We start from the raw sequence: 19,791 nt of genomic DNA, 5'->3' as shown, positions 1-19,791 counted from the left end.
CCCCCCCGCGCCCGCCGGCGCCCGCCGCGGGGCGCCCCCCCCGCCCCGCCCCGCCCACCGCGGCGCGCCCCCGGGCGCGGCCGGGCCCGACTGGTGCTTCACGGGCGGCGACACGGTCATCACGCTCGAGATCAGCGGCGTGACCCACTTCGGCAGGTTCAGATACCAGCCCGAGAACGCGCTGACCAGCATCACCGGCGCAATGAACAGCCCGCCGGCGCGGTGCAGCGAGAAATTGAAGCGCGACCACGAGCCGCCGTGGGTGATGCGGACCGACTGCAGCCACGAGCGCTTGTTCATCTTGGGCCACCACAGCGCCAGACCGACGATCACCGAGATCAGGATCACCATGCCGGTCATGCCGATAATGGTCTTGCCGGTGTCGCCCGTCAGCAGATAGCGATGCAGGTGGAACAGCGTCGGCAGCAGCTGCGCGCGCGACAGCCCCGGCACGCCCCATAACCGTTCGCCCTTCACCTCGAGCGTGATCGGGTCGATCATGACCTGGCGCGACCGGCCCGGGCTGGCTGCCGGCCCCTTGATCGGATAGGCGGCGATGAACACGCCATCCTCGTGCATCGGCAGCATCAGCGTATTGGGACGCCCGTAATGCGGATCGGCGGACAGTTTTCGATAGATTGCATCAATCGATGGGCCGCCCACGGGGATGCGTGCGGGCGCGGAAGACACCAGCAGCTCCGGATTGAGCGCGGCATCGAGCTCGTCGCGCCAGGCGATGGCGGTGCCCGTCAGGCCCAGGAGGACGAACAGCAGCCCGAACGACAGGCCGATATACAGGTGAACCTTGATGAGAACTGTGCGCAGGCGACCGGAAACCATGGGGGCGAAGGCGATGGGCGGAACGTGGTGAGCGTAGGATGCCGGGTAGCGGCAATTCAGAATGCAAATGCGAAGGATTCGCGATTCTAGCAGTACCGTATGATGCGCGCGGCGCCGATTGACTTACGCATACCATGTCCACGTCACACCGAATCACCCTCGACCCCGCCCTGCCCGCGGATGCCGACCTGCTGGCCCGCCTCCACAGCGACAGCTGGCGCCACGCCTATGCAGGCCTGATCCCGGCCACCTATCTGGAATCCCACGCGCCCGCCGAGCGGCTGGCCACCTGGCGCGCGCGCATGCTCGAAGGCGCGGAGGCGCCGATCGAAGTCACGATCCTGCGCGTCGATGGCGAGCCAGCGGGGTTCTGCTGCCTGATGCCGCTGGCCGAGCCCGGCTACGGTATCTACCTCGACAACCTCCACGTCATGCCCGCTTATCATGGCGGCGGCTACGGCAAGCTGCTGATGGCCCATTGCGTGCGCCGCGTCGTCGAGCAATGGCCGGGCAAGCCGCTGTTCCTGTATGTGCTCGACGGCAATACGCAGGCCCGGAAGTTCTATCGCGCGCTGGGCGGCGAGGAAGCGCCCGTGTTCGAGGACCCGTTCCCCGGCACCGACCACATGATGCCGGTGCGGCGCGTGACATGGCAGGAACCCGAGGCGCTGCTGGCGCGGCTGACGGCGGGGAAGCGCGGTTAAGCCGCGGGCGCGGGCACGGCGTCCGCCGGCGCGGGGACCTTTCCGGTCGCCAGCCACTGCACGACGGGCTGCCACTGCTCGCGGTCGCGCGCCACGCGCGAGGGGGCGACGTCCCAGAGCGTGAGCCCGTGCGCGGCCAGCTGGACGTAGTTCTGCGTATCGCGCAGATACCCGAGCACCGGCAGGCCCACCCCTTCGACGAACCGCTGCAGTTGCTCCGCCGCGCGCGTGCGGATATCCACGCGCATGCCGATGACGCCGACGCTCGCCTCGCCATGCCGCACACGCCGGTCGTCGGCCAGTCTGGCGAGGAAGTCCTGCGTGGCGAGGATATCGAACATCGACGGCTGCAGCGGCACCACGACGCGGTGCGCGAGTTTCATGATGTCGTTGAAGCGCCAGCCATGGAGGCCGGCCGGGGTGTCGAGCACCACATGGGTGGTGCCCTTCGGCGGACGCGCGATATGGTCGGCGTCGATGTCCCAGCTGCGGATGGGCGGGGCCGAGGCTGGCCGAAACCCGAGCCATGCGCGCGACGATTGCTGGCGGTCGGTATCGCCGAGCATCACCGCATGCCCCTGGCTCGCGAAGTAACCGGCGAGATTCGTCGCCAGCGTGGTCTTGCCCACACCGCCCTTGGGATTGGCGATCACGACTACCGGCATGAATGTCCTCCATCGTCCGAGAGTGCTGCCATGCATGCGGCCTGTGCGGGCCACGCGCTAGTGTAGCGGGATCGCCGCGGCTTTCGTGCCCCTTCCGTACCCTTATCGTGGGCTCGCCGACACAGCGGCCAGGGGCGCGAGCATCGCGCGCAGGTCCAGATGCGTGGCCATGCTGTCCGCGAGCCGGTCGATCGACGCCTCGCGCAGCGCGTCGAGGTCCACGCCCTGCGCGCCGCCCAGTCCGGCCCAGCGCAGCAGCGCGCCGCACGCGGCGGGGTCGTCGAACAGCCCATGCACATACGTGGCCAACACCTGATCGTCGTCGGACACCGCGCCATCGGGCCGGCGGCCCGCATCGGCCAGCCACAGCGCGGGGCGCGCGAGCGCCGGTCCCTCGGTCACCCCAAGGTGGATCTCATAGCCCCTGACCGGCGCGCTGCCGTTCTCCAGAGAAAGGTGGCCGCTCACTTGCCGCAGTTGCTTCTCTGGGGCGAGCGTGGTGTCGAAATCGAGCAGCCCGAGGCCATCGCTCGTGCCGGCCGGCCCTTCGCGCCCATCGGGGTCGTGCACGCGCCGGCCCAGCATCTGCATGCCGCCGCAGATGCCGATGAGCTTGCCGCCGTAGCGCAGATGGCGCGCGAGCGCCTGCGTCCAGCCGTTCGCGCGCAGGAACGCGAGGTCCGCGCGCACGCTCTTGCTGCCGGGCAGGATCACGAGGTCCGCGGGCGGAATGGGCATGCCCGGGCCGATAAATCGCAGATCCACGCCCGGATGCGCACGCAACGCGTCGAAGTCCGTATGGTTGGAGATGCGCGGCAGCACGGGCACGATCACGCGCAGCAGCGTCTCGGGCGCGCCGTGCTTGGCGCCCTGCGTGGCCACCACCGCGTCCTCGGCGTCGAGGTGCAGGCCGTGCAGGTACGGCAGCACGCCGAACACTGGCTTGCCGGTGCGTTCGGTCAGCCAGTCCAGGCCCGGCTGCAGCAGCGCGACATCGCCGCGGAACCGGTTGATGATGAACCCGGTGACGCGCGCGCGTTCGCTCTCGGACAGGCAGTCCAGCGTGCCCAGCAGATGCGCGAACACGCCGCCGCGATCGATATCGGCCACGAGGACCACGGGGCAATCGACGCGCTCGGCAAACCCCATGTTGGCGATGTCGCGCGCGCGCAGGTTGATCTCCGCGGGACTGCCCGCGCCTTCGACCATCACCACGCCATAAGCCGCGCGCAGGCGCGCATGGCTCTCCAGCACGGCCGCCATGGCCGTGGGCTTGTAGGCGTGATAGGCGCGCGCATCGAGGTCCATGCGCGCACGGCCATGGATGATGACCTGCGCGCCGATATCGCTGCTCGGCTTCAGCAGCACGGGGTTCATGTCCGTATGCGGGGCGATGCGCGCGGCCTGCGCCTGCAATGCCTGCGCCCGCCCGATCTCGCCGCCATCGACGGTCACGGCGCTGTTGAGCGCCATGTTCTGCGGCTTGAACGGCGCGACCGCGACGCCGGCGCGCGCGAGCACGCGGCAGAGCCCTGCGACGACCGTGCTTTTACCGGCGTCGGAGGTCGTGCCCTGGATCATCAGGGTGCCATGCAAGTCACCTGCGGGATAGGGGAGGACGGGAATGGGGCTGTGGGCGGTCATGGGCCGATTATCGCAGGGCGGAAGGCCGGGAGCCCCATCGCCGTGCGTCTGCAATATCCATGCATGCGAGTGCGCGATGCGACCGCTACAATACGCCGGATGGACACCAAGGCCCTCGGCATCTCCTCCACCGTCACGCCCGACGCCCCCGCCACCGCCGCGGCGAGCGAGCCCGTCGTCGCCACCGCGCCGCTGGAGGCCGCAAGCGGCAGCGCGCCGCGCGAGCTCACGCTCGTGATCGGCGGCGCGCGCTCGGGCAAGAGCCACTTCGCGGAGCAGCTCGCGACCGATCACGCGACGGTCACCGGCGGGCCCGTGACGTATATCGCCACCGCGCGGCACGATGCCGATCCGCCCGACGAGGAAATGGAACTGCGCATCGCGCTCCATCGCGCGCGGCGTCCCGCCGACTGGGCGCTCGTCGAGGAGCCGGTGCGCCTGGCCGACGCCATCTATGCCAATGCGCGCCACGGCGGCTGCATCCTCGTGGACTGCGTCACGCTGTGGCTCAACAACCTGATCTTCGACGAGAACCGCTCGTACCCCGAGCACGGCGTGATTACGCCGCCGCCCGCGTTCACCGAGGAAATCGACGCGCTGCTCGCGGCGCTGCCCACCACGCCCGGGCACGTGATCCTCGTCACCAACGAGATCGGCTTCGGCGTCGTGCCGACCGGTGCGATCACGCGTTTCTACGTCGATGAGCTCGGCCGCCTGAACCAGAAGCTCGCCGCGGCGGCCGACCACGTGCGCCTGATCGTCGCGGGCCTCCCGGTGAACGTGAAAGGCTGACGTCGTATGGTCATGCTGTCCTGGGCGGCCACGGTGGCCGCCGCGCTGGCCGGCGTGCTGCTGGACCGCTTTTTTGGCGAGCTACGCCGCTGGCATCCGCTGGTCGGCTTCGGCAACATGGCGTCCGCCTGCGAGCGCCGTTTCAATCGCCCGTCCCGTACCAAATGGATCCAGCGCGCGATCGGTGTCTGCGCGTGGGCCGCGCTCGTGCTCGTTCCGGTGGCGCTTGCATGGGGCTTGCTGCGCGAGGTCGCCGTGTCCGCGCCATGGCTTGCGTGGGCACTGCATGCCGTGGCGTTGTACTTCGCGCTGGGCGCGCGCAGCCTGACCGAACATATCGCGCCGATCGCCGATGCGCTGGCGCGGAACGACCTGCCCGCGGCCCGCATGCTGACCGCGCGAATCGTGTCGCGCGATACGGCCGACGCGGATGCCGAAGCGCTGGCGCGCGCGGCCTGCGAGTCCGCGCTGGAGAACGGCAACGACGCGGTGTTCGGCGCGCTGTTCTGGTTCCTTGTCGGCGGGGCGCCGGCGGTCATCGCGTTCCGGCTTGCGAATACGCTCGATGCGATGTGGGGTTACCGCACGCCCCGGCTGTTGCATTTCGGCTGGGCCGCGGCGCGCATCGACGATGCGCTCAACCTGCTGCCCGCGCGGCTGACGGCGCTGTCTTATGCGCTGCTGGGCAAGACGCTGCCCGCGCTACGATGCTGGCGCACGCAGGCGCGCGCATGGTCGAGCCCGAACGCCGGGCCGGTCATGGCCGCCGGCGCGGGCGCGGTGGGTGTGGCGCTGGGGGGCGGCGCGCGGTACCACGGCGAATGGGAAGTCCGCCCGCCACTGGGCCATGGCGACGCGCCTGACGCGCGGCACGTGCGCGCGTGCCTGCAGCTCGTGCGGCGCACGCTGTGGCTATGGCTGGCACTGGCCGCGGCCACCGTGCCCGTCGCCCTGCTGGGAGCCCCCGCTTGAACGCACCGCCCACTCGCCCTGCCCGGAGGCCCCGCATGACCGTCCTGCCCCTCGCCCTGCCCGGAGGCCCCGCATGACCGCCTTGCCCCTTGCACGTCGACACATCGGCCGCCGAGCAGGGCAGCACGCCGCCCTCCCGCTCTCGCGCGGACGCGGCGACCGGACCGTCGCCCTGCTGGGAGCCCCCGCTTGAACGCACCTCCCACTCGCCCCGCACGGAGGCGCCGCATGACCGTCCTGCCCCTCGCCCTGCCCGGAGGCGCCGCATGACCGCCTTCCCCCTTGCACGTCGACACATCGGCCGCCGAGCAGGGCAGCACGCCGCCCTCCCGCTCTCGCGCGGACGCGGCGACCGGACCGTCGCCCTACCGTCCGCGCGGCAAGCCTATATCCGCGCCGCCTCGCGCGCAGCCCGCACGCCACCCGCATGAGTCACCCGCCCACCCCCCCCATCCGCCATGGCGGCGACCTGCTCGCGGCCGCGCGGCGGTATGGCCGCAGCCCCGGCGACTGGCTCGACCTTTCCACGGGCATCAACCCCGACGGCTATCCCGTGCCCCCGCTGCCCGCCGACGCCTGGCAGCGCCTGCCGCAGGACGACGACGGCCTCGCCGAGGCCGCCGCGCTGGCGTACGGCACCGTCCGGGCGCTGCCCGTGGCCGGCTCGCAGGCCGCCATCCGCACCCTGCCCACGCTGCTCAGACCCGGCCGCGTCGGCATCGCCGCGCTCGGCTACAGCGAATACGCACCGGCCTTCGCGCGCGCGGGCCACACCGTCGTGCCGCTGAGCGAAGCCGACTTCGCGCGGACCGATCTGACACACCCGCTCGACCACCTCGTCGTCGTCAACCCCAACAACCCCACGGGCCGGCTCGTATCCGCCGCCACGCTCGCGGCGTGGCACGCCGAACTGGCATCACGCGGCGGCACGCTGATGCTCGACGAAGCGTTCATCGACTGCAATCCCACGCAATCGCTCGCCGCGAGCGCGCATCTGCCCGGCCTCGTCGTGCTGCGATCGCTCGGCAAGTTCTACGGACTGGCCGGCGTACGCTGCGGCTTCGTGCTCGCGGAACCCGCGGTGCTGGACCCCTTGCGAGAGGCCCTCGGCCACTGGACGGTCTCGGGCCCCGCCCGCGTCATCGCCCGGCACGCGCTGACCAACCGCGCGTGGCAGGCCAGCACGCGCCTGCGCCTCGCGCAACAAGGCGAACGGCTCGCGATGCTGCTGCGCTGCCACGGCTTCTCCGCGATCATGCAGCCGCTGTTCTGCTGGGTCCCCGATACCGACGCCCCCGCGCTGCACGACACCCTCGCGCAAGCGGGCATCTGGACGCGGCTGTTCGACGCGGCCGGCGATTGCCCCGCGAGCCTGCGCTTCGGCCTGCCCCCGGACCGCGAAGAGGCGTGGCAACGCCTCGACCATGCGCTGGGCAGCTGACACGCAGGCCCTTCGCGCAACCGCCTCATGCCCCACGCTCACCCTGCCGGCCTTGTCGCCACGCGTCCGCCCGATGATCGCCCGATGATCGCCCGATGACCGCCCGATGACCGCCACTCTGCGCTTTCGCACCATGAACCCTGCCCGCCCCCCATTCGCCCTGTGGGCCCCCGCGCTGCTGTGCGCATGCATGACAGCCGCGCCCGCGCACGCCGCGGTCTCCGTCATCGACGATGCCGGCCAGACCGTCACGCTCGCCCAGCCCGCACGCCGCATCGTCTCGCTCGCCCCGCATGTCACCGAGCTGCTGTACGCGGCAGGCGGCGGCGACCGCATCGTCGGCACCGTGAGCTACAGCGACTACCCACCCGAAGCGAAAGACCTGCCGCGCGTCGGCGACAACAAGGCGCTGGACCTCGAACGGATCGCCGCGCTCAAGCCGGACCTGATCGTCGTCTGGCGGCACGGCAACGCGCAGAAGCAGACCGACCGGCTGCGCGCGCTGGGCATGCCGCTGTTCTTCAGCGAACCGCGCCGGCTCGATTCGATTCCCGAGAATCTGGAGAAGCTCGGCACGCTGATGGGCACGAGCACGGTGGCCAACCGCGCGGCCACGGACTTCCGCCAGCAGATCGATACGCTGCGCAAGACCTACGCCTCGCGCCCGCCCGTCACGGTGTTCTATCAGGTCTGGCAGCAGCCGCTGATGACGCTCAATGGCCAGCACCTGATCAGCGACATGCTCGCGCTCTGCGGCGGCCGCAATCTGTTCGCGAACGAGACGCCGCTCGTGCCCACCGTCTCGACCGAAGCGGTGGTCGCGGGCAATCCCGAAGCCATGCTCACCGCGGGCATGGGCGCGACGCGGCCCGACCGGCCGCTCGCGGACTTCACGATGTGGGAGAAATGGAAGCAGGTCACTGCCGTCGCGCGCAACAACCTGTTCATCATCGACGGCGACCTCGTCAATCGCGCGGGCCCGCGCGTGGTCAGGGGCGCCGAGGAAATCTGCAAGAATCTCGATATCGCGCGTTCGCGGCGGCCACGCTAGACCGCGTCAATCCAGTCGCATCAAACCAGTCGCATCAATCGACGGTACGGTTCCACCAGACCAGCTGCGCCTGCGGCGCCTGCAGCCGCAGGCAACAGGATGCGCCGAAGCCAAGCGACCATTGCAGCGTTTGCGCCAGCGGCACGCCCAGCCAGTGCGCGGCTAGCATGCGAATCGGCCCCGCGTGGGCCACGACCCACCAGCAAGCGTCGTCGGCGGTCTCGGCATCGCCAGCCCATTCGCTCACGCGCGCCATGACCTGCGCCGCGCTTTCGCCGCCATGCGGCCGCGCGCCCATCAGATCGGCCGCCCATGCATCGAGGTCCGCGCGCGCGATGGCGTCCCACGGCTGTCCTTCCCACGCGCCGAAATCGAGCTCCTGCAGGCGCGGTTCGATCTGGCATGGCACCGGCGCCGTCAACGACCGCGCCTGCATCTGAGCCTGCATCTGCGCCTGCATCTGCGCCAACAGCGCGGCCGTGTCCCTGGCACGCATGGCAGGGCTCGTGACGATGCGCGCGGGCGGATAGGCCAGCAACGGCCCCGCCATCTGCGCCGCCGTGGGCGAACACGGCGCGGCCAGCGGCAGATCGAGCCGCCCATAGCAAACCGATGACTGGCCGGCCGGCAGTGCCGGCCGCGCATGCCGGATCAGTACCAGGTCCATGCAGCCGCCACGAAGTACACGACCAGCTCCGCAAGCTGCTGCGCAAAGCCGAGGCAATCGCCCGTATAGCCGCCGATGCGCCGCACGAAGTACGCCCCCAGCGCCAGCCGCAGCAACGTCAGCGCAAGCACGGCGACCAGCGCGAACGCCAGTCCCGCACCGACGCCCACGCCGTTACCGCCCGCCGCCACGGGAAGGGAATCGAACGACATCCACACCAGCGGCGCCGCGCCGCACAGCAGCGCGAACACCAGTCCCGCGCCGCGCAGCCGCTGCGCGACCGGACGCGCCTTGCCCTCGTCGCGCACGTAGTCATGCGTGGACAGGTAGGTGATGGCCATCGCGCGGCTGGCGCCATGCGCCGCCACGATCGTCGCGACGAGCACGGCCAGTCCGCCCGTGGTGCCGATCTGCAGCAGCAACTGCCACTTGAGCAGCAGCGCGATGACCACCGCGATCGCACCGAACGCGCCCACGCGCGAATCGTGCATGATGCGCAGCACGTCCTCGCGCGTGTAGCCGCCGCCGAACGCATCGACGCAATCGGCAAGCCCATCCTCGTGAAACGCGCCCGTCAGCAGCAACGTCGCCGCCATGCCGACCAGCACCGCCACCGAAGGCGACCACAGATGCGCGGCGGCCCACGTCGCCACCGCGCCGGCAAGGCCGACCAGCAGGCCCACGAGCGGAAAGTAGCGCGCGGCCGCATTGAGGTGCTCCGGCGTGAAGCCCACCCAGCGCGCCAGCGCGGCCGGCAGCGGCACGCGCGTGAAGTAGCCGAGCGCCGTCAGGAAGAAGCGGAGTTCGTCGGCCACGCGCATGGGTGTCCTCCGTGGTCGGCGTTCAGGCGCTCGCGGTGCTGACGCCCGCGCCGCTGAACGTCGCCATCTCGCGCAGGAACGCCGCGGCCGCATTGACGAGCGGCCACGCCAGCGCGGCCCCCGTCCCTTCGCCAAGGCGCAGGTCCAGCGCCAGCACGGGTTCGGCCTGGAACTCGGCCAGCAGCGCGCGATGTCCCTGCTCGTGCGAACAGTGCGAGAACACGCAGTAATCGAGCACGGCCGGCGCGATGCGCGCGGCCACGAGCAATGCGGCGCTCGCGATGAATCCATCGACGAGGATCACCATCCGGCTGGCGGCCGCGGCCAGGAACGCACCGGTCATCATCGCGATCTCGAAACCGCCGAACGCGGCCAGCACATCGAGCGGCGCCGTGGCGTCCGCATGCAGCGCCAGCGCGCGCGACAGCACCTCGCGTTTGTGCGCGAGCCCCGCATCGTCGAGCCCCGTGCCACGTCCCGTGCACGACTCGATGGGCAGCCCCGTCAGCCGGCTCATCACGCAGGCGGCGGCGGACGTATTGGCAATCCCCATCTCGCCGAAGCCGATCACGTTGGTGCCCTGCTGCGCATGCCGCAGCACGCGCGCGATACCGGCATTGAGCGCGGCCACGGCCTGCTCCGGCGTCATCGCCGGGCCTTCAAGAAAATTCCGCGTGCCATCGGCGATGCGGCAGTTCACGAGCCCCGGCGACGCCGGCAGCGGCGTGCGCACGCCCGCATCGACGACCTCGAGCGTCATGCCGTGCAGTCGCGAAAACACATTGATCGCCGCGCCACCGCCGAGGAAGTTCAGCACCATCTGCGCGGTGACCTCGGCCGGATAGGCGCTGACGCCCGCATCGGCCACGCCATGGTCGCCCGCGAACACGATGACCGCGGGACGCTTCAGTTCGGGCTTCGTGGTGCCGAGCACCATGCCGATGCGCAATGCCAGGGCCTCCAGCCGTCCCAGCGCGCCGAGCGGCTTGGTCTTGTCGTCGATGGCGGCCTGCAGCACGGGACGCAGCGCGGCGTCGGGCGCGTCGATCGGCGGCAGCGGAAGCGAATAGTCGGACAGGGAAGTGAGCATATTCCGTAACTGTAAATCGTTTCTACATCTCCACGCCGCGCTGCGCCTTCACGCCCGCCTTGAACGCGTGCTTGACCAGCGTCATGTCGGTGACCGTATCGGCGGCATCGATCAGCGCCTGCGGCGCGCCCCGGCCCGTGATCACCACATGCTGCATCGGCGGCCGCGCGCGCAGGTCGGCGATCACGCGGTCCACGTCGAGGTAATGGAGCTTGAGCGCGATGTTCAGCTCGTCGAGCAATACGAGTGCGACCGACGGGTCGGACAGCAGTCCGCGCGCGACTTCCCAGGCGGCCTCCGCCTTCGCCACGTCGCGCGAGCGGTCCTGTGTCTCCCACGTATAGCCCTCGCCCATCACGTGGAACGCGCATTCGTCCGGAAAGCGCCGCAGGAACTGTTCCTCGCCGCTCGGAATCGCGCCCTTGATGAACTGCACCACGGCCGTCTTCATGCCGTGGCCCATCGCGCGCACCACCATGCCGAAGCCCGAGCTCGACTTGCCCTTGCCGTTGCCCGTGGTGATCACGATCACGCCGCGCTCGATCTGCGCGGACGCGATCTTCTGATCGACCACTTCCTTCTTGCGCTCCATGCGCGCCTTGTGCCGCTCGTCGCGGCCATCGTCGGGGATGTTGCTCTCGTTATCGGTCGTCATGTCGGGTTCCATCGGGAATCAGCGCCCATTGCGTGCCATCGGTGACACTGATGATCGGCGTGCGCAGCGCGCGCGAGCACCGTTCGGGCGTAAGCACGTCGCCGGCGGGCCCATGCAGCGCATGGCCGTCCTCGGCCATCAGCAGCGCATGGGTCGCGTAGCGGCGCGCAAGATTGAGGTCGTGCACGATCACCACCGCCGCATGGCGGCCCGCGCGCACGAGGCGCGTCAGAAGATCGAGCACCAGAATCTGATGGCGCAGGTCCAGATGCGCCACCGGTTCGTCGAGCAGCAGCAGCGGCGCCTGCTGCGCGAGCGTCGCGGCGAGCGCCACGCGCTGGCGTTCACCGCCGGAGAGCGTCATGACGTCGCGCGCGGCAAAACCTTCGAGGTCCAGCGCGGTCATCGCATCGGCCACGATCGTATCGTCGTCGCGCCCGCTCCAGCCCCATCCGGAGAGGTGCGGATGCCGGCCGACGCGTACCGCGTCCGTTACGGACATCGAGAACGTGTCGTGGATCGCCTGCGGCAGATAGGCGCGCCGCAGCGCGAGCGCGGGCGGCGCGATGCGCGCGAGCGGCACGTCGTCGAGCCGCGCCTCGCCCCCGTCCGCGGCACGCAGGCCGGCCAGCACGCCCATCAGCGTGGACTTGCCCACGCCGTTGGGTCCGACCACGACCCACAGTTCGCCCGCGCCGACGGTCAGGCCCAGCCCATCGACGAGCACGCGCGCGCCCGCGCGCAGCCGGATATCGTCCAGCACGAGGCGCGGACATTCGGCACGCGGCAGCATCCAGTCGGCAGACGGGCTCATCGTGGCCTCCGCAACAGCAGATAGAGGAAAGTCGGCACGCCCAGCAGCGCGGTGATGACGCCCACCGGCAACTGCGCGGGCGCGATCACCGTCCGCGCGATCAGATCGGCGGCCATCAGCAGCGTTCCGCCCAGCAACACCGCGGCCGGCAGCAGAAAGCGCTGGTCGTTGCCCCACGCCAGCCGCACCAGATGCGGCACGACGAGGCCGACGAAGCCGATCGACCCCGCGGTCGTGATCGCCGCGGCAATCGCGAACGACGCCACCAGGAACGTGATGCCCCGCACGCGGCCCACGTGCACGCCCAGCGCCTGCGCCACGGTCTCGCCCAGCAGCATCACGTTGAGCGAGCGCGCCATCGGCATCACCACGGCCATGGACACCAGGAGCGTGCCCAGCGCGGCGGCGTAGCTCGCGGTCCCGCCGAGATCGCCCGTCAGCCAGAACAGCATGCCGCGCAGCCGGGACTCGGGCGCCACGGCAAGAATCAGCGTGATCAGCGCGCCCCAGCCCGCGGCGATGATCACGCCCGTGAGCAGCAGGCGCGCGCCGGCCTCGTGATGCCCGCCCTGTACCTGCGGATGCAGGAGGTCGCGCCGCGCGAGCGTCGCCACCAGCACCATCGAGCACAGCGCGCCGCCGGCCGCGCCGGCCTGCACGCTCCACAGCGGCGCCATCGTCAGCATCGCCAGCAGCGCGCCGGTGGCCGCGCCACCCGATACGCCGAGCACGTACGGCTCGGCGAGCGGATTGCGCAGCAGCACCTGCATCAGCGCGCCCGAGAGCGCGAGCAGCCCGCCGCAGGCGAACGCGGCCATCGCGCGCGGCAGCCGCAGCTCCCGCACGATCGCTCCGGCCGTCCCGCTGTCCGCGCCCGTCAGCGCGGCCCACAGCTGCGCCGCGTCGAGCGGCACGCTGCCGAGCGCCAGCGAGAGCGCGAACACGCCGAGCCCCGCCATGGCGAGGGCCAGCCAGATCGCGAGCGCGCGCCGGAACTCAGCCATGGCGCCCCGTCACTTCTGCCGCCAGCCGAGCGTGATGTAGCCCGCCCTGCCCTGCGTGTTGTACGGATACGCGAGCTGGTAGTTCTTGTCGAACAGGTTTTCCACGCGGGCGGCGACGAACCATTCCTTGGTGATGTTGTAGCGGGCAGTGAGGTTCACGATACCGTATCCGCCGAGCGTGCGCGAGCCGTTGTCGAGCCGCGCCGACGACACGAGCCATTCGCCGCCCAGCCGCACGGGGCCGATATTGCGGCCCACGTCCAGCGAGGCGTGCCGGCGCGCGCGGCGCACGAGCTGCGTGTGGTTGGTCTCGTCGGTCGGATTCTGGAACGTCACCGCCGCGCCGAGGTCCGTGCCCCACACCGTGGCGCGCCACGATGCTTCCACGCCCTGCACCTTCGCGCTGTTGACGTTCTGCGCGAGGAACAGGCCGCCGCCCACCGCCGTGGAGACGATCAGGTTGTCGTAGCGCGTCTCGAACGCCGTTACGCGCAGCAGGCCCGTCTGCTCGGTGTCGTACTGCACGCCGACCTCGGCCGACTTCGCGCGCTCGGGGCTCAGGTTCGGCTGGCCGAAACCGGGGTAGTACAGCTCGTTGAACGTCGGCGCGCGGAACGCGTTGCTGACATTGGCGATCAGCTTGAGCGCCTCGGTCACGTTGAAGCCATACCCCGCGAAACCGCTCGCCTGATTGCCGAAGTCCGAGTAATGGTCGTTCCGGACGTTCAGCTGGATCTGGTTGCGGCCGATCCGGCCTTCATAGCCGCCGTACACCGAGAACACGTTGCGCGACGGCGCGCCGTACGCGCTCGAGGCCAGCGTCTGCTGCAGGTAATCGGTGCCGAACAGCAGCTTGTGCCCGGCCGTCAGCGCGTATTCGTTCTGCCAGTTGACCTGGCGCGTGCGCGTGTTGAAGAGGCTGTCGAACAGCCCGTTCTTCGTGCCCTCGCTGCGGTCCTGGCTCTGCGCCACCTTGACGTGCGTGGTCCAGTCCCGCGTGACCCGGCCGTTGACGAATGCGGACAGCGTGTAGAGCTCGCTGTCCATGCGCAGGTCGTCGGTCGAGCGGCCGGTCGAGCTCGAGCTGTCGTACGAGAGCTGGCTGTTCGAATAATAGGCGGCCACGCCCGCGTCCCAGTCCGCGCTGAACTTGTGCCGCAGCTGGCCCGACACGCTCCGGTTCTCGTACGGGTTGTCGTTCGGATTCGGCCCGCGCGTGGTCGGCACGCGCGGATTGTCGCGGCGCCACTGATCGACGTTGATCGACGAGAATCCGTCGGACTTGATGATCGAGCCCGTCACGTTGAACGACGTGTCGCCGATCTGTCCGCCGTAACCGGCGGTAGCCTGCCGCGTCTTGTAGGTGCCGTACTCCACCGACGCGTTGCCGGCGGGGGCCTGGCCCGCGCCGCTCTTGGTGAAGATCTGCACCACGCCGCCGATGGCGTCGGAGCCGTACAGCGCCGATACGTTGCCGCGCACGACCTCGATATGGTCGATCTGGTCCGGCAGGATATTGGCAAGCTGCGCGGTGCCGCCGCTGACGCCCGCGACGCGCACGCCGTCGATCAGGATCAGTACCTGGTTCGAATTGGCGCCGCGCATGAACAGCGTGGTATTGGCGCCAAGGCCCCCGTTGGTCGCGAACTCGACGCCGGCCTGATTGCGCAGCAGGCTGCGCAGGTCGGGCGCCTGCGAGTTGACGATGTCTTCCTGCGTCACGACCGTGGTATGGGGCAGCGCGTCGGAGACGGCCTGCGCGGTGCGCGAAGCGGTCACGACGATGGGATCGAGCTGGCGCGAAGCGCCGCCGTCGCTGGCCTGCGCATGCGCGGCCGTCGCGCTCAGGGTGGCGAGGGAGATCAGCGCGCCCCTGCAGGCGGCCATGGATGGACGTACCTTGGGCATGGGAGCCGCGGCGGTCCGTTGAAGCGATACACGCATTTCTAGGATGGGATGTGGATGTGCCAGGCCCGTTCCCCCGCGGACCGTTTGGCGAAGTGGCGGCACTTGCGCGCGCGCCCGCGTTCAGGCCGGTATCCGGGCTGACGACATCAGGCCGGCCGCCTTCCCGCATGCATGGCGCATGCAGTGGCTTCCGGACAGCCCTGCGAACATATGGCATGTTCGCGGTCGCTTACCGTTGCGGGGGCAGCACAGGTTGGCTGGCTCCGGCTTGCTGCCGGCGCTGGCTCCCTGTTTCCCGTTGAACTGCCCGGACGCATGAATCGGCCGGGCGAGCACCTGGAACGTGCGCGAGTGTAGGGAGTTTCACAGATGGCGTCAATGCGGCACGATGCGTGCCGTTAACTGGCATTTCCCCCGCATCCGATGCAACTTCCGCGCGCGATGCCGGTCAGACCCGGCTTGGCCGACGTGGCATCGCAGGTGGAATGCGTCCACCATTCGGCTAGAATCCGGAACACCGACGCAAAAAATCGCCGACTTCAAAACCGGACCTCAGGCAACTATGCTCACTGAACTTGAACAACTGGCTGCCAAGATCGGGCGCGTACTCCATCACGCGGACACGCTGGCGGCCGAGAACCAGCGGCTGCGCGCGGAGATCGACCGCCTGCAGAACGAAGCGAGCCAGCTGCGCGGCGAGCGCGAGGCCATGGCCGCCGATCGCGAACTGCTCAATATCAAGATCGAGGAAGCGCAGCTGCGCATCCAGTCGATCCTGGACAAGCTGCCGACCGCCAGCGACGCGCGCCAGCTCGATCTGCTCGGCGACGGCGGCGCGACGGCCACCGCGGGCACGGCAGGCACGCCAGGCACACAACGGGCTCCCGGAGAACATGCATGAGCAACAAGCAAGTGGAACTCACCATCGCCGGCCAGCCGTACCGGTTCGCCATCGCGCCCGACAACGAAGCGGCGCTGCTGGAAGCCGTTGCGCTCGTCGATGCGCAGATGAACAAGCTCAAGGGCAACGTGGCCGCGAAGGGTGTCGAGCGCGTCGCGGTGATGGCCGCGATCAGCATCGCGTCGGACCTGCTCGCCCTGCGTCGCAAGCAGGACGAGGATGGCACGATACCGGTCGATGCGGTGCGCGCGCGTATTCGCGAACTCAACGAACGCGCGGACGAAGCATTGCGGCAATACGCGCATGTCGGCACGGATTCGCGCTGACCGGCACGCTGAATTTTTCTGGCATGTGAGCCTTGAAGTTCATCGCGCCGTACCGATATCCCGAGTGTGGTTGGGTGTACTGCGCCGCGGAAAATGTAACCATACGGCAGGACGGACTTGGTATGGCCCGCAGCGCGGTGTATAGTGGAGCCACTGTTCGACGCAGCCACGACGCGGTCAGCGAAGTGAATGCAGGGAGCAGAAAATGGCCAGGTTACCGTGCCGGGCCGCCGTTCTCATCCCATCCTTTGAAGAAACGGCAAACGTCTGACATACGATAGATTTGTCGAAAGTCAGACGTTTGACAGTTTCCCTGCCTGGTTCGTGAAGGTCATAATTCCTTGAACCGATATGCATTGCATGGTGCGGGATCATGTCGTGTGGGCGAGCGCGTCGCCGCATTCATAGTCTGGGCCAAGCCTGGACTCCCTGAGTGGGTGATGTACCCGAAATACGACTTCCGCAGCCACTCTGAACCTCACTTGGGTTCAGGATGCCGATCTAGCGGCCGAGGCGGGGACCCCCAAAAAAGGCGGTGGTTTTTCACGAAACCACTGCCTTTTTCCTTTTCCGCATCCCTGACGTGACCGCTCACGTGACCACTCGCGCCCGCCAGTACTGGCTCATGAAGTCGGAACCCGACGAAGCCAGCATCGACGACCTCGCCGCCAAGGGCACGCTGCCCTGGACCGGCGTCCGCAACTACCAGGCGCGCAACTTCATGCGCGACCAGATGCGCCTCGGCGACGGCGTGCTGTTCTACCACTCGTCCTGCCCCGAGCCCGGCATCGCGGGACTGGCCGAGGTCTGCTCGGCCCCCTACCCCGACCCGACCCAGTTCGACGCAAAGAGCGACTACTACGACAAGGCATCGAAGCAGGAAGACCCGCGCTGGTCTCTCGTTGACGTGCGCTTCGTGAAGAAGACGCCGCTGATCGCGCTGCCCGCGTTGCGCGAGTACGACGCGCTCGCGGACATGGTCGTGCTTCGCCGCGGCAATCGCCTGTCCATCACGCCGGTGACGCCGGCCGAATGGCGCTTCATCACCGAAAAACTCATGAAGTGATACATCTGGAAACACTGTCGCCCGCGCTCGAGTCCCGTCCTACGGAACGAAGCGCGCGCCAGTGCGTCTGAATGCCACCACATTTGAACGGGAGAACAATATGAAGAACATGCTTGCCGCCACGCTGCTGGGTACTGCCGCGCTCGCGTCCACGGGCGTCTCCGCGCAAACGGTGCCGCCGCCCGCGGGCGTGCTGTCGCTCGCCGCGCAGGCCGTGACGGAAGTACCCACCGATATCGTGCAGGTCACGCTCGCCGCCGAGCAGGAAGGCGCGGAACCGGGCGCAATCTCGTCGGCGCTGTCGGCAAAGACCACCGCGGTACTGGCGCAGGCCAAGCGCGTCTCGGGCGTGGAAGCGCAGTCGGGCGGCTTCACGATCCAGCCGACCACCGATCGCAACGGCCGCATCAGCACGTGGCGCGGCCGCTCGGAGGTCGTCCTCAAGTCGCGCGACTTTGCCGCGGTATCGAAGCTCGCCGGTGACCTCGCCAGCCAGATGCAGGTGCAGAACATCGCGTTCTCGCTGTCGCGCGAGGCGCGCCTGGCCGCCGAAAGCAAGCTCGCCGAAGAGGCCGTGGCCTCGTTCCGCGACAAGGCGCAGCAGACCACGAAGCTGTTCGGCTACGGCAGCTATACGATCCGGGAAGTGTCGGTAAACGAGTCCGGCGGCGTGATGCCGCCGATGCCGCGCATGTACGCGGCCAAGGCGATGTCCGCCGATGCGGCGGTGCCCGTGCCCGTCGAAGGCGGCAAGGCACAGGTCACGGTGTCCGTGAACGGCTCCGTGCAGATGCTGAAGTAATCCCATCGTCCCCTCTCCCGGCGGGAGAGGGGAACACCCCCTCGATGCGCCTCGGCGTTACAGCATGCCGAACTGCTGGCGCAGCACGTTCTTCTGTACCTTGCCCATCGTGTTGCGCGGCAGCTCGTCCACGACATGCACGCGCTTGGGCACCTTGAAGTTGGCGATGCGCGTCTTCAGCGTGCCGATCAGACCCGCTTCATCGAACTCGCTGCCCGGCTTGCGCACCACCACCGCCACCACGGCCTCGCCGAAATCCTTGTGCGGCACGCCGATCACGGCGGACTCCGCCACACCCGGCATCTCGTCGATAAAGCTCTCGATCTCCTTCGGGTACACGTTGTAGCCGCCGGAGATGATCAGGTCCTTGCTGCGGCCCACGATCGTGACGTAGTCGTCGGGCACCTTGCGCTCGCCCGCATGGCTGACGATCGCGCCTCCGAAGCGGCCCACGTCGCCCGTACGGAACCAGCCGTCGGCCGTGAATTCCTCGGCCGTCTTCTCGGGCATGCGCCAGTAGCCCTTGAACACGTTCGGTCCCCTGACCTCGATATTGCCGATCTCGCCCGGCGGGCAGGCATGGCCTTCGCCATCGACCACGCGCACGGAGACGCCCGGCAGCGGCTTGCCCACGGTGCCGCCGATCCGCTCGCCGAGCGCGCTGTCGTACGGATTCGACACGAGCATCACGGTCTCGCTCATGCCATAGCGCTCGAGAATCGTATGGCCCGTGCGCTCGCGGAACGCGTCGAACGTCTCCAGCAGCAGCGGCGCCGAACCCGACACGAACAGCCGCATGCGGCGGCAGGTGTCGTCGTCGAAGCGCGGCTCCTGCAGCATGCGCACGTAATACGTGGGCACGCCCATCATCACGGTCGAGCGCGGCAGGAATTTCAGGATCTGCGCCATATCGAGCTTCGGCGCCCAGATCATCTTGGCACCGGCCAGCAGCGCGCCATGCGACGCCACGAACAGGCCATGCACATGGAAGATCGGCAGCATGTGCAGCAGCACGTCGTCGCTGCGCCAGCCCCAGTACGCATGCAGCGTCAACGCATTGGCGGCAAGGTTGTGGTGCGTGAGCATGGCGCCCTTGCTGCGGCCCGTGGTGCCGGACGTGTACAGGATCGCGGCAAGGTCGTCGTCCTCGCGGGCCACGGTCTCGAACCTGTCCGGATGCGCGGCCGCGCGCGCGAGCAGCGAGCCCGAGCGGTCGTCGTCGAGCGTGAACACATGTTCCGTGCCATGGCGGAATGCCACCTTCGACACCCAGCCAAAATTCGCGCTGCTGCACACGACCACCGACGGTTCGGCGTTGCCGACGAAGTAGTCGATCTCCGCTTCCTGATACGCGGTGTTCAGCGGCAGATACACATAACCCGCGCGCAGCGTGGCCAGGTACAGGAACAGCGCTTCCGGCGACTTCTCCACCTGCACGGCCACGCGCGCGCCGGCGGGCAGCTTCAGCGCCGTCAGCAGGTTGGCCAGCTTGGCCGTGGCGCGGTCGAGGTCATCCCACGTGTAGTAGAGGCCGTCATGGGTCTCGATGCAGCAGGCCGTACGGTCGGCCGGAAAGCGGGATTCGAACAGGGCGAACAGATTGGCGTTCATGAAAATGTGGATCGGTG

General features: G+C 69.0%; 20 protein-coding genes, 1 other RNA gene and 1 riboswitch. Of the genes, 10 read left to right on the top strand and 11 right to left on the bottom strand.

All coding sequences use genetic code 11. The features are described 5' to 3' along the window. Nucleotides 1-840 (bottom strand): PepSY-associated TM helix domain-containing protein (locus tag AAHB16_RS21715; protein WP_342051935.1); only part of this gene is annotated, 840 nt, incomplete at its 3' end. A gap of 134 nt (nucleotides 841-974) precedes the next feature. On the opposite strand from AAHB16_RS21715, the gene AAHB16_RS21710 reads away from it, so the two are divergent. After that, entirely contained in the window at nucleotides 975-1,544 is a 570-nt protein-coding gene (locus AAHB16_RS21710; protein WP_150370890.1) for a GNAT family N-acetyltransferase, read from the top strand. Here the strand turns inward: AAHB16_RS21710 and AAHB16_RS21705 are convergent. Together AAHB16_RS21705 and AAHB16_RS21700 are read right to left on the bottom strand one after the other, a co-directional pair. After that, on the bottom strand, nucleotides 1,541-2,209 hold the full coding sequence (locus AAHB16_RS21705; RefSeq protein WP_150370889.1) for a ParA family protein: 669 nt from the start codon (nucleotides 2,207-2,209) through the stop codon (nucleotides 1,541-1,543). The two genes, AAHB16_RS21710 and AAHB16_RS21705, sit on opposite strands and share 4 nt — an antisense overlap. 102 nt (nucleotides 2,210-2,311) lie before the next feature. After that, complete coding sequence (locus AAHB16_RS21700; protein ID WP_342051939.1) at nucleotides 2,312-3,790, bottom strand: cobyric acid synthase; 1,479 nt, start codon at nucleotides 3,788-3,790, stop codon at nucleotides 2,312-2,314. A 162-nt stretch (nucleotides 3,791-3,952) separates the two neighbouring features. On the opposite strand from AAHB16_RS21700, the gene cobU reads away from it, so the two are divergent. The 4 genes from cobU to AAHB16_RS21680 all read left to right on the top strand — a co-directional run bounded on the left by cobU (nucleotide 3,953) and on the right by AAHB16_RS21680 (nucleotide 8,109). Then, nucleotides 3,953-4,645 (top strand): bifunctional adenosylcobinamide kinase/adenosylcobinamide-phosphate guanylyltransferase, encoded by a 693-nt coding sequence (gene cobU / locus AAHB16_RS21695; protein WP_150370888.1) that lies wholly within the window; start codon nucleotides 3,953-3,955, stop codon nucleotides 4,643-4,645. Nucleotides 4,646-4,651: 6 nt separating this feature from the next. Beyond that, on the top strand, nucleotides 4,652-5,617 hold the full coding sequence (locus AAHB16_RS21690) for a CobD/CbiB family cobalamin biosynthesis protein (protein WP_342051934.1): 966 nt from the start codon (nucleotides 4,652-4,654) through the stop codon (nucleotides 5,615-5,617). 427 nt (nucleotides 5,618-6,044) lie between these two features. Beyond that, complete coding sequence (cobD, locus tag AAHB16_RS21685; RefSeq protein ID WP_342051933.1) at nucleotides 6,045-7,058, top strand: threonine-phosphate decarboxylase CobD; 1,014 nt, start codon at nucleotides 6,045-6,047, stop codon at nucleotides 7,056-7,058. 190 nt (nucleotides 7,059-7,248) lie between these two features. Next, nucleotides 7,249-8,109, top strand: a complete 861-nt coding sequence (locus tag AAHB16_RS21680; RefSeq protein WP_150373693.1) for a cobalamin-binding protein — start codon at nucleotides 7,249-7,251, stop codon at nucleotides 8,107-8,109. Nucleotides 8,110-8,143: 34 nt separating this feature from the next. Here AAHB16_RS21680 and cobC read toward each other — a convergent pair whose 3' ends face one another. The 7 genes from cobC to AAHB16_RS21645 are packed head-to-tail and all read right to left on the bottom strand — an operon-like array spanning nucleotide 8,144 to nucleotide 15,047. Continuing rightward, on the bottom strand, nucleotides 8,144-8,776 hold the full coding sequence (cobC, locus tag AAHB16_RS21675; protein ID WP_342051932.1) for an alpha-ribazole phosphatase family protein: 633 nt from the start codon (nucleotides 8,774-8,776) through the stop codon (nucleotides 8,144-8,146). Beyond that, nucleotides 8,761-9,597, bottom strand: coding sequence for an adenosylcobinamide-GDP ribazoletransferase (locus AAHB16_RS21670; protein WP_342051931.1), 837 nt, complete (start codon nucleotides 9,595-9,597; stop codon nucleotides 8,761-8,763). The genes cobC and AAHB16_RS21670 overlap by 16 nt, the downstream gene beginning before the upstream one ends. 22 nt (nucleotides 9,598-9,619) lie before the next feature. Then, the gene (gene cobT, locus AAHB16_RS21665) at nucleotides 9,620-10,687 is read right to left on the bottom strand and encodes a nicotinate-nucleotide--dimethylbenzimidazole phosphoribosyltransferase (protein WP_342051930.1); all 1,068 of its coding nucleotides are present in this window, start codon (nucleotides 10,685-10,687) and stop codon (nucleotides 9,620-9,622) included. A 22-nt stretch (nucleotides 10,688-10,709) separates the two neighbouring features. Continuing rightward, nucleotides 10,710-11,342, bottom strand: coding sequence for a cob(I)yrinic acid a,c-diamide adenosyltransferase (gene cobO, locus AAHB16_RS21660; RefSeq protein WP_150370882.1), 633 nt, complete (start codon nucleotides 11,340-11,342; stop codon nucleotides 10,710-10,712). Further along, nucleotides 11,329-12,156 carry an ABC transporter ATP-binding protein gene (locus AAHB16_RS21655; protein WP_342051929.1) on the bottom strand — a complete coding sequence of 276 codons (828 nt, stop codon included), beginning with the start codon at nucleotides 12,154-12,156 and terminating at the stop codon, nucleotides 11,329-11,331. The genes cobO and AAHB16_RS21655 overlap by 14 nt, the downstream gene beginning before the upstream one ends. Next, a complete protein-coding gene (locus AAHB16_RS21650) occupies nucleotides 12,153-13,160 on the bottom strand; it encodes a FecCD family ABC transporter permease (protein ID WP_150370880.1) in 1,008 nt (335 codons plus the stop codon). Before AAHB16_RS21650 ends, AAHB16_RS21655 begins: the two co-directional genes overlap by 4 nt. Nucleotides 13,161-13,169: 9 nt before the next feature. Continuing rightward, the gene (locus AAHB16_RS21645) at nucleotides 13,170-15,047 is read right to left on the bottom strand and encodes a TonB-dependent receptor plug domain-containing protein (RefSeq protein ID WP_342051928.1); all 1,878 of its coding nucleotides are present in this window, start codon (nucleotides 15,045-15,047) and stop codon (nucleotides 13,170-13,172) included. A 127-nt stretch (nucleotides 15,048-15,174) separates the two neighbouring features. Beyond that, nucleotides 15,175-15,424: riboswitch (cobalamin riboswitch) on the bottom strand. 206 nt (nucleotides 15,425-15,630) lie between these two features. Here AAHB16_RS21645 and AAHB16_RS21640 point away from each other — a divergent pair. From AAHB16_RS21640 to AAHB16_RS21620, 5 genes are all read left to right on the top strand, one after another. Continuing rightward, on the top strand, nucleotides 15,631-15,969 hold the full coding sequence (locus AAHB16_RS21640; RefSeq protein WP_150370878.1) for a hypothetical protein: 339 nt from the start codon (nucleotides 15,631-15,633) through the stop codon (nucleotides 15,967-15,969). Next, complete coding sequence (locus AAHB16_RS21635) at nucleotides 15,966-16,295, top strand: cell division protein ZapA (protein ID WP_150370877.1); 330 nt, start codon at nucleotides 15,966-15,968, stop codon at nucleotides 16,293-16,295. Before AAHB16_RS21640 ends, AAHB16_RS21635 begins: the two co-directional genes overlap by 4 nt. A 307-nt stretch (nucleotides 16,296-16,602) precedes the next feature. Next, a non-coding RNA gene (gene ssrS, locus AAHB16_RS21630) (6S RNA) lies at nucleotides 16,603-16,819 on the top strand. Between the two features lie 101 nt (nucleotides 16,820-16,920). Continuing rightward, the gene (locus tag AAHB16_RS21625; protein WP_150373692.1) at nucleotides 16,921-17,361 is read left to right on the top strand and encodes an EVE domain-containing protein; all 441 of its coding nucleotides are present in this window, start codon (nucleotides 16,921-16,923) and stop codon (nucleotides 17,359-17,361) included. Nucleotides 17,362-17,461: 100 nt separating this feature from the next. Continuing rightward, the gene (locus AAHB16_RS21620; RefSeq protein ID WP_150370876.1) at nucleotides 17,462-18,163 is read left to right on the top strand and encodes an SIMPL domain-containing protein; all 702 of its coding nucleotides are present in this window, start codon (nucleotides 17,462-17,464) and stop codon (nucleotides 18,161-18,163) included. Nucleotides 18,164-18,220: 57 nt separating this feature from the next. On the opposite strand, the gene AAHB16_RS21615 is transcribed toward AAHB16_RS21620, so the two are convergent. Next, nucleotides 18,221-19,774: a malonate--CoA ligase gene (locus AAHB16_RS21615; RefSeq protein ID WP_150370875.1), complete on the bottom strand. Its 1,554-nt coding sequence runs from the start codon at nucleotides 19,772-19,774 to the stop codon at nucleotides 18,221-18,223. Nucleotides 19,775-19,791: the final 17 nt, after the last annotated feature.

This window comes from Cupriavidus sp. OTU4054, from assembly GCF_038440175.1.
Taxonomy (GTDB): domain Bacteria; phylum Pseudomonadota; class Gammaproteobacteria; order Burkholderiales; family Burkholderiaceae; genus Cupriavidus; species Cupriavidus pauculus_D.
This window is presented reverse-complemented; position numbering and strand designations above follow the sequence as displayed.

What these genes read in the sequence shown, in the direction of transcription:
- AAHB16_RS21710 (WP_150370890.1), top strand. Translation starts at nt 975, where the DNA reads ATGTCCACGTCACACCGAATCACCCTCGACCCCGCCCTGCCCGCGGAT.
- AAHB16_RS21705 (WP_150370889.1), bottom strand. Translation starts at nt 2,209, where the DNA reads ATGCCGGTAGTCGTGATCGCCAATCCCAAGGGCGGTGTGGGCAAGACC.
- AAHB16_RS21700 (WP_342051939.1), bottom strand. Translation starts at nt 3,790, where the DNA reads ATGATCCAGGGCACGACCTCCGACGCCGGTAAAAGCACGGTCGTCGCA.
- cobU (WP_150370888.1), top strand. Translation starts at nt 3,953, where the DNA reads ATGGACACCAAGGCCCTCGGCATCTCCTCCACCGTCACGCCCGACGCC.
- AAHB16_RS21690 (WP_342051934.1), top strand. Translation starts at nt 4,652, where the DNA reads ATGGTCATGCTGTCCTGGGCGGCCACGGTGGCCGCCGCGCTGGCCGGC.
- cobD (WP_342051933.1), top strand. Translation starts at nt 6,045, where the DNA reads ATGAGTCACCCGCCCACCCCCCCCATCCGCCATGGCGGCGACCTGCTC.
- AAHB16_RS21680 (WP_150373693.1), top strand. Translation starts at nt 7,249, where the DNA reads ATGACAGCCGCGCCCGCGCACGCCGCGGTCTCCGTCATCGACGATGCC.
- cobC (WP_342051932.1), bottom strand. Translation starts at nt 8,776, where the DNA reads ATGGACCTGGTACTGATCCGGCATGCGCGGCCGGCACTGCCGGCCGGC.
- AAHB16_RS21670 (WP_342051931.1), bottom strand. Translation starts at nt 9,597, where the DNA reads ATGCGCGTGGCCGACGAACTCCGCTTCTTCCTGACGGCGCTCGGCTAC.
- cobT (WP_342051930.1), bottom strand. Translation starts at nt 10,687, where the DNA reads ATGCTCACTTCCCTGTCCGACTATTCGCTTCCGCTGCCGCCGATCGAC.
- cobO (WP_150370882.1), bottom strand. Translation starts at nt 11,342, where the DNA reads ATGACGACCGATAACGAGAGCAACATCCCCGACGATGGCCGCGACGAG.
- AAHB16_RS21655 (WP_342051929.1), bottom strand. Translation starts at nt 12,156, where the DNA reads ATGAGCCCGTCTGCCGACTGGATGCTGCCGCGTGCCGAATGTCCGCGC.
- AAHB16_RS21650 (WP_150370880.1), bottom strand. Translation starts at nt 13,160, where the DNA reads ATGGCTGAGTTCCGGCGCGCGCTCGCGATCTGGCTGGCCCTCGCCATG.
- AAHB16_RS21645 (WP_342051928.1), bottom strand. Translation starts at nt 15,047, where the DNA reads ATGGCCGCCTGCAGGGGCGCGCTGATCTCCCTCGCCACCCTGAGCGCG.
- AAHB16_RS21640 (WP_150370878.1), top strand. Translation starts at nt 15,631, where the DNA reads ATGCTCACTGAACTTGAACAACTGGCTGCCAAGATCGGGCGCGTACTC.
- AAHB16_RS21635 (WP_150370877.1), top strand. Translation starts at nt 15,966, where the DNA reads ATGAGCAACAAGCAAGTGGAACTCACCATCGCCGGCCAGCCGTACCGG.
- AAHB16_RS21625 (WP_150373692.1), top strand. Translation starts at nt 16,921, where the DNA reads ATGAAGTCGGAACCCGACGAAGCCAGCATCGACGACCTCGCCGCCAAG.
- AAHB16_RS21620 (WP_150370876.1), top strand. Translation starts at nt 17,462, where the DNA reads ATGAAGAACATGCTTGCCGCCACGCTGCTGGGTACTGCCGCGCTCGCG.
- AAHB16_RS21615 (WP_150370875.1), bottom strand. Translation starts at nt 19,774, where the DNA reads ATGAACGCCAATCTGTTCGCCCTGTTCGAATCCCGCTTTCCGGCCGAC.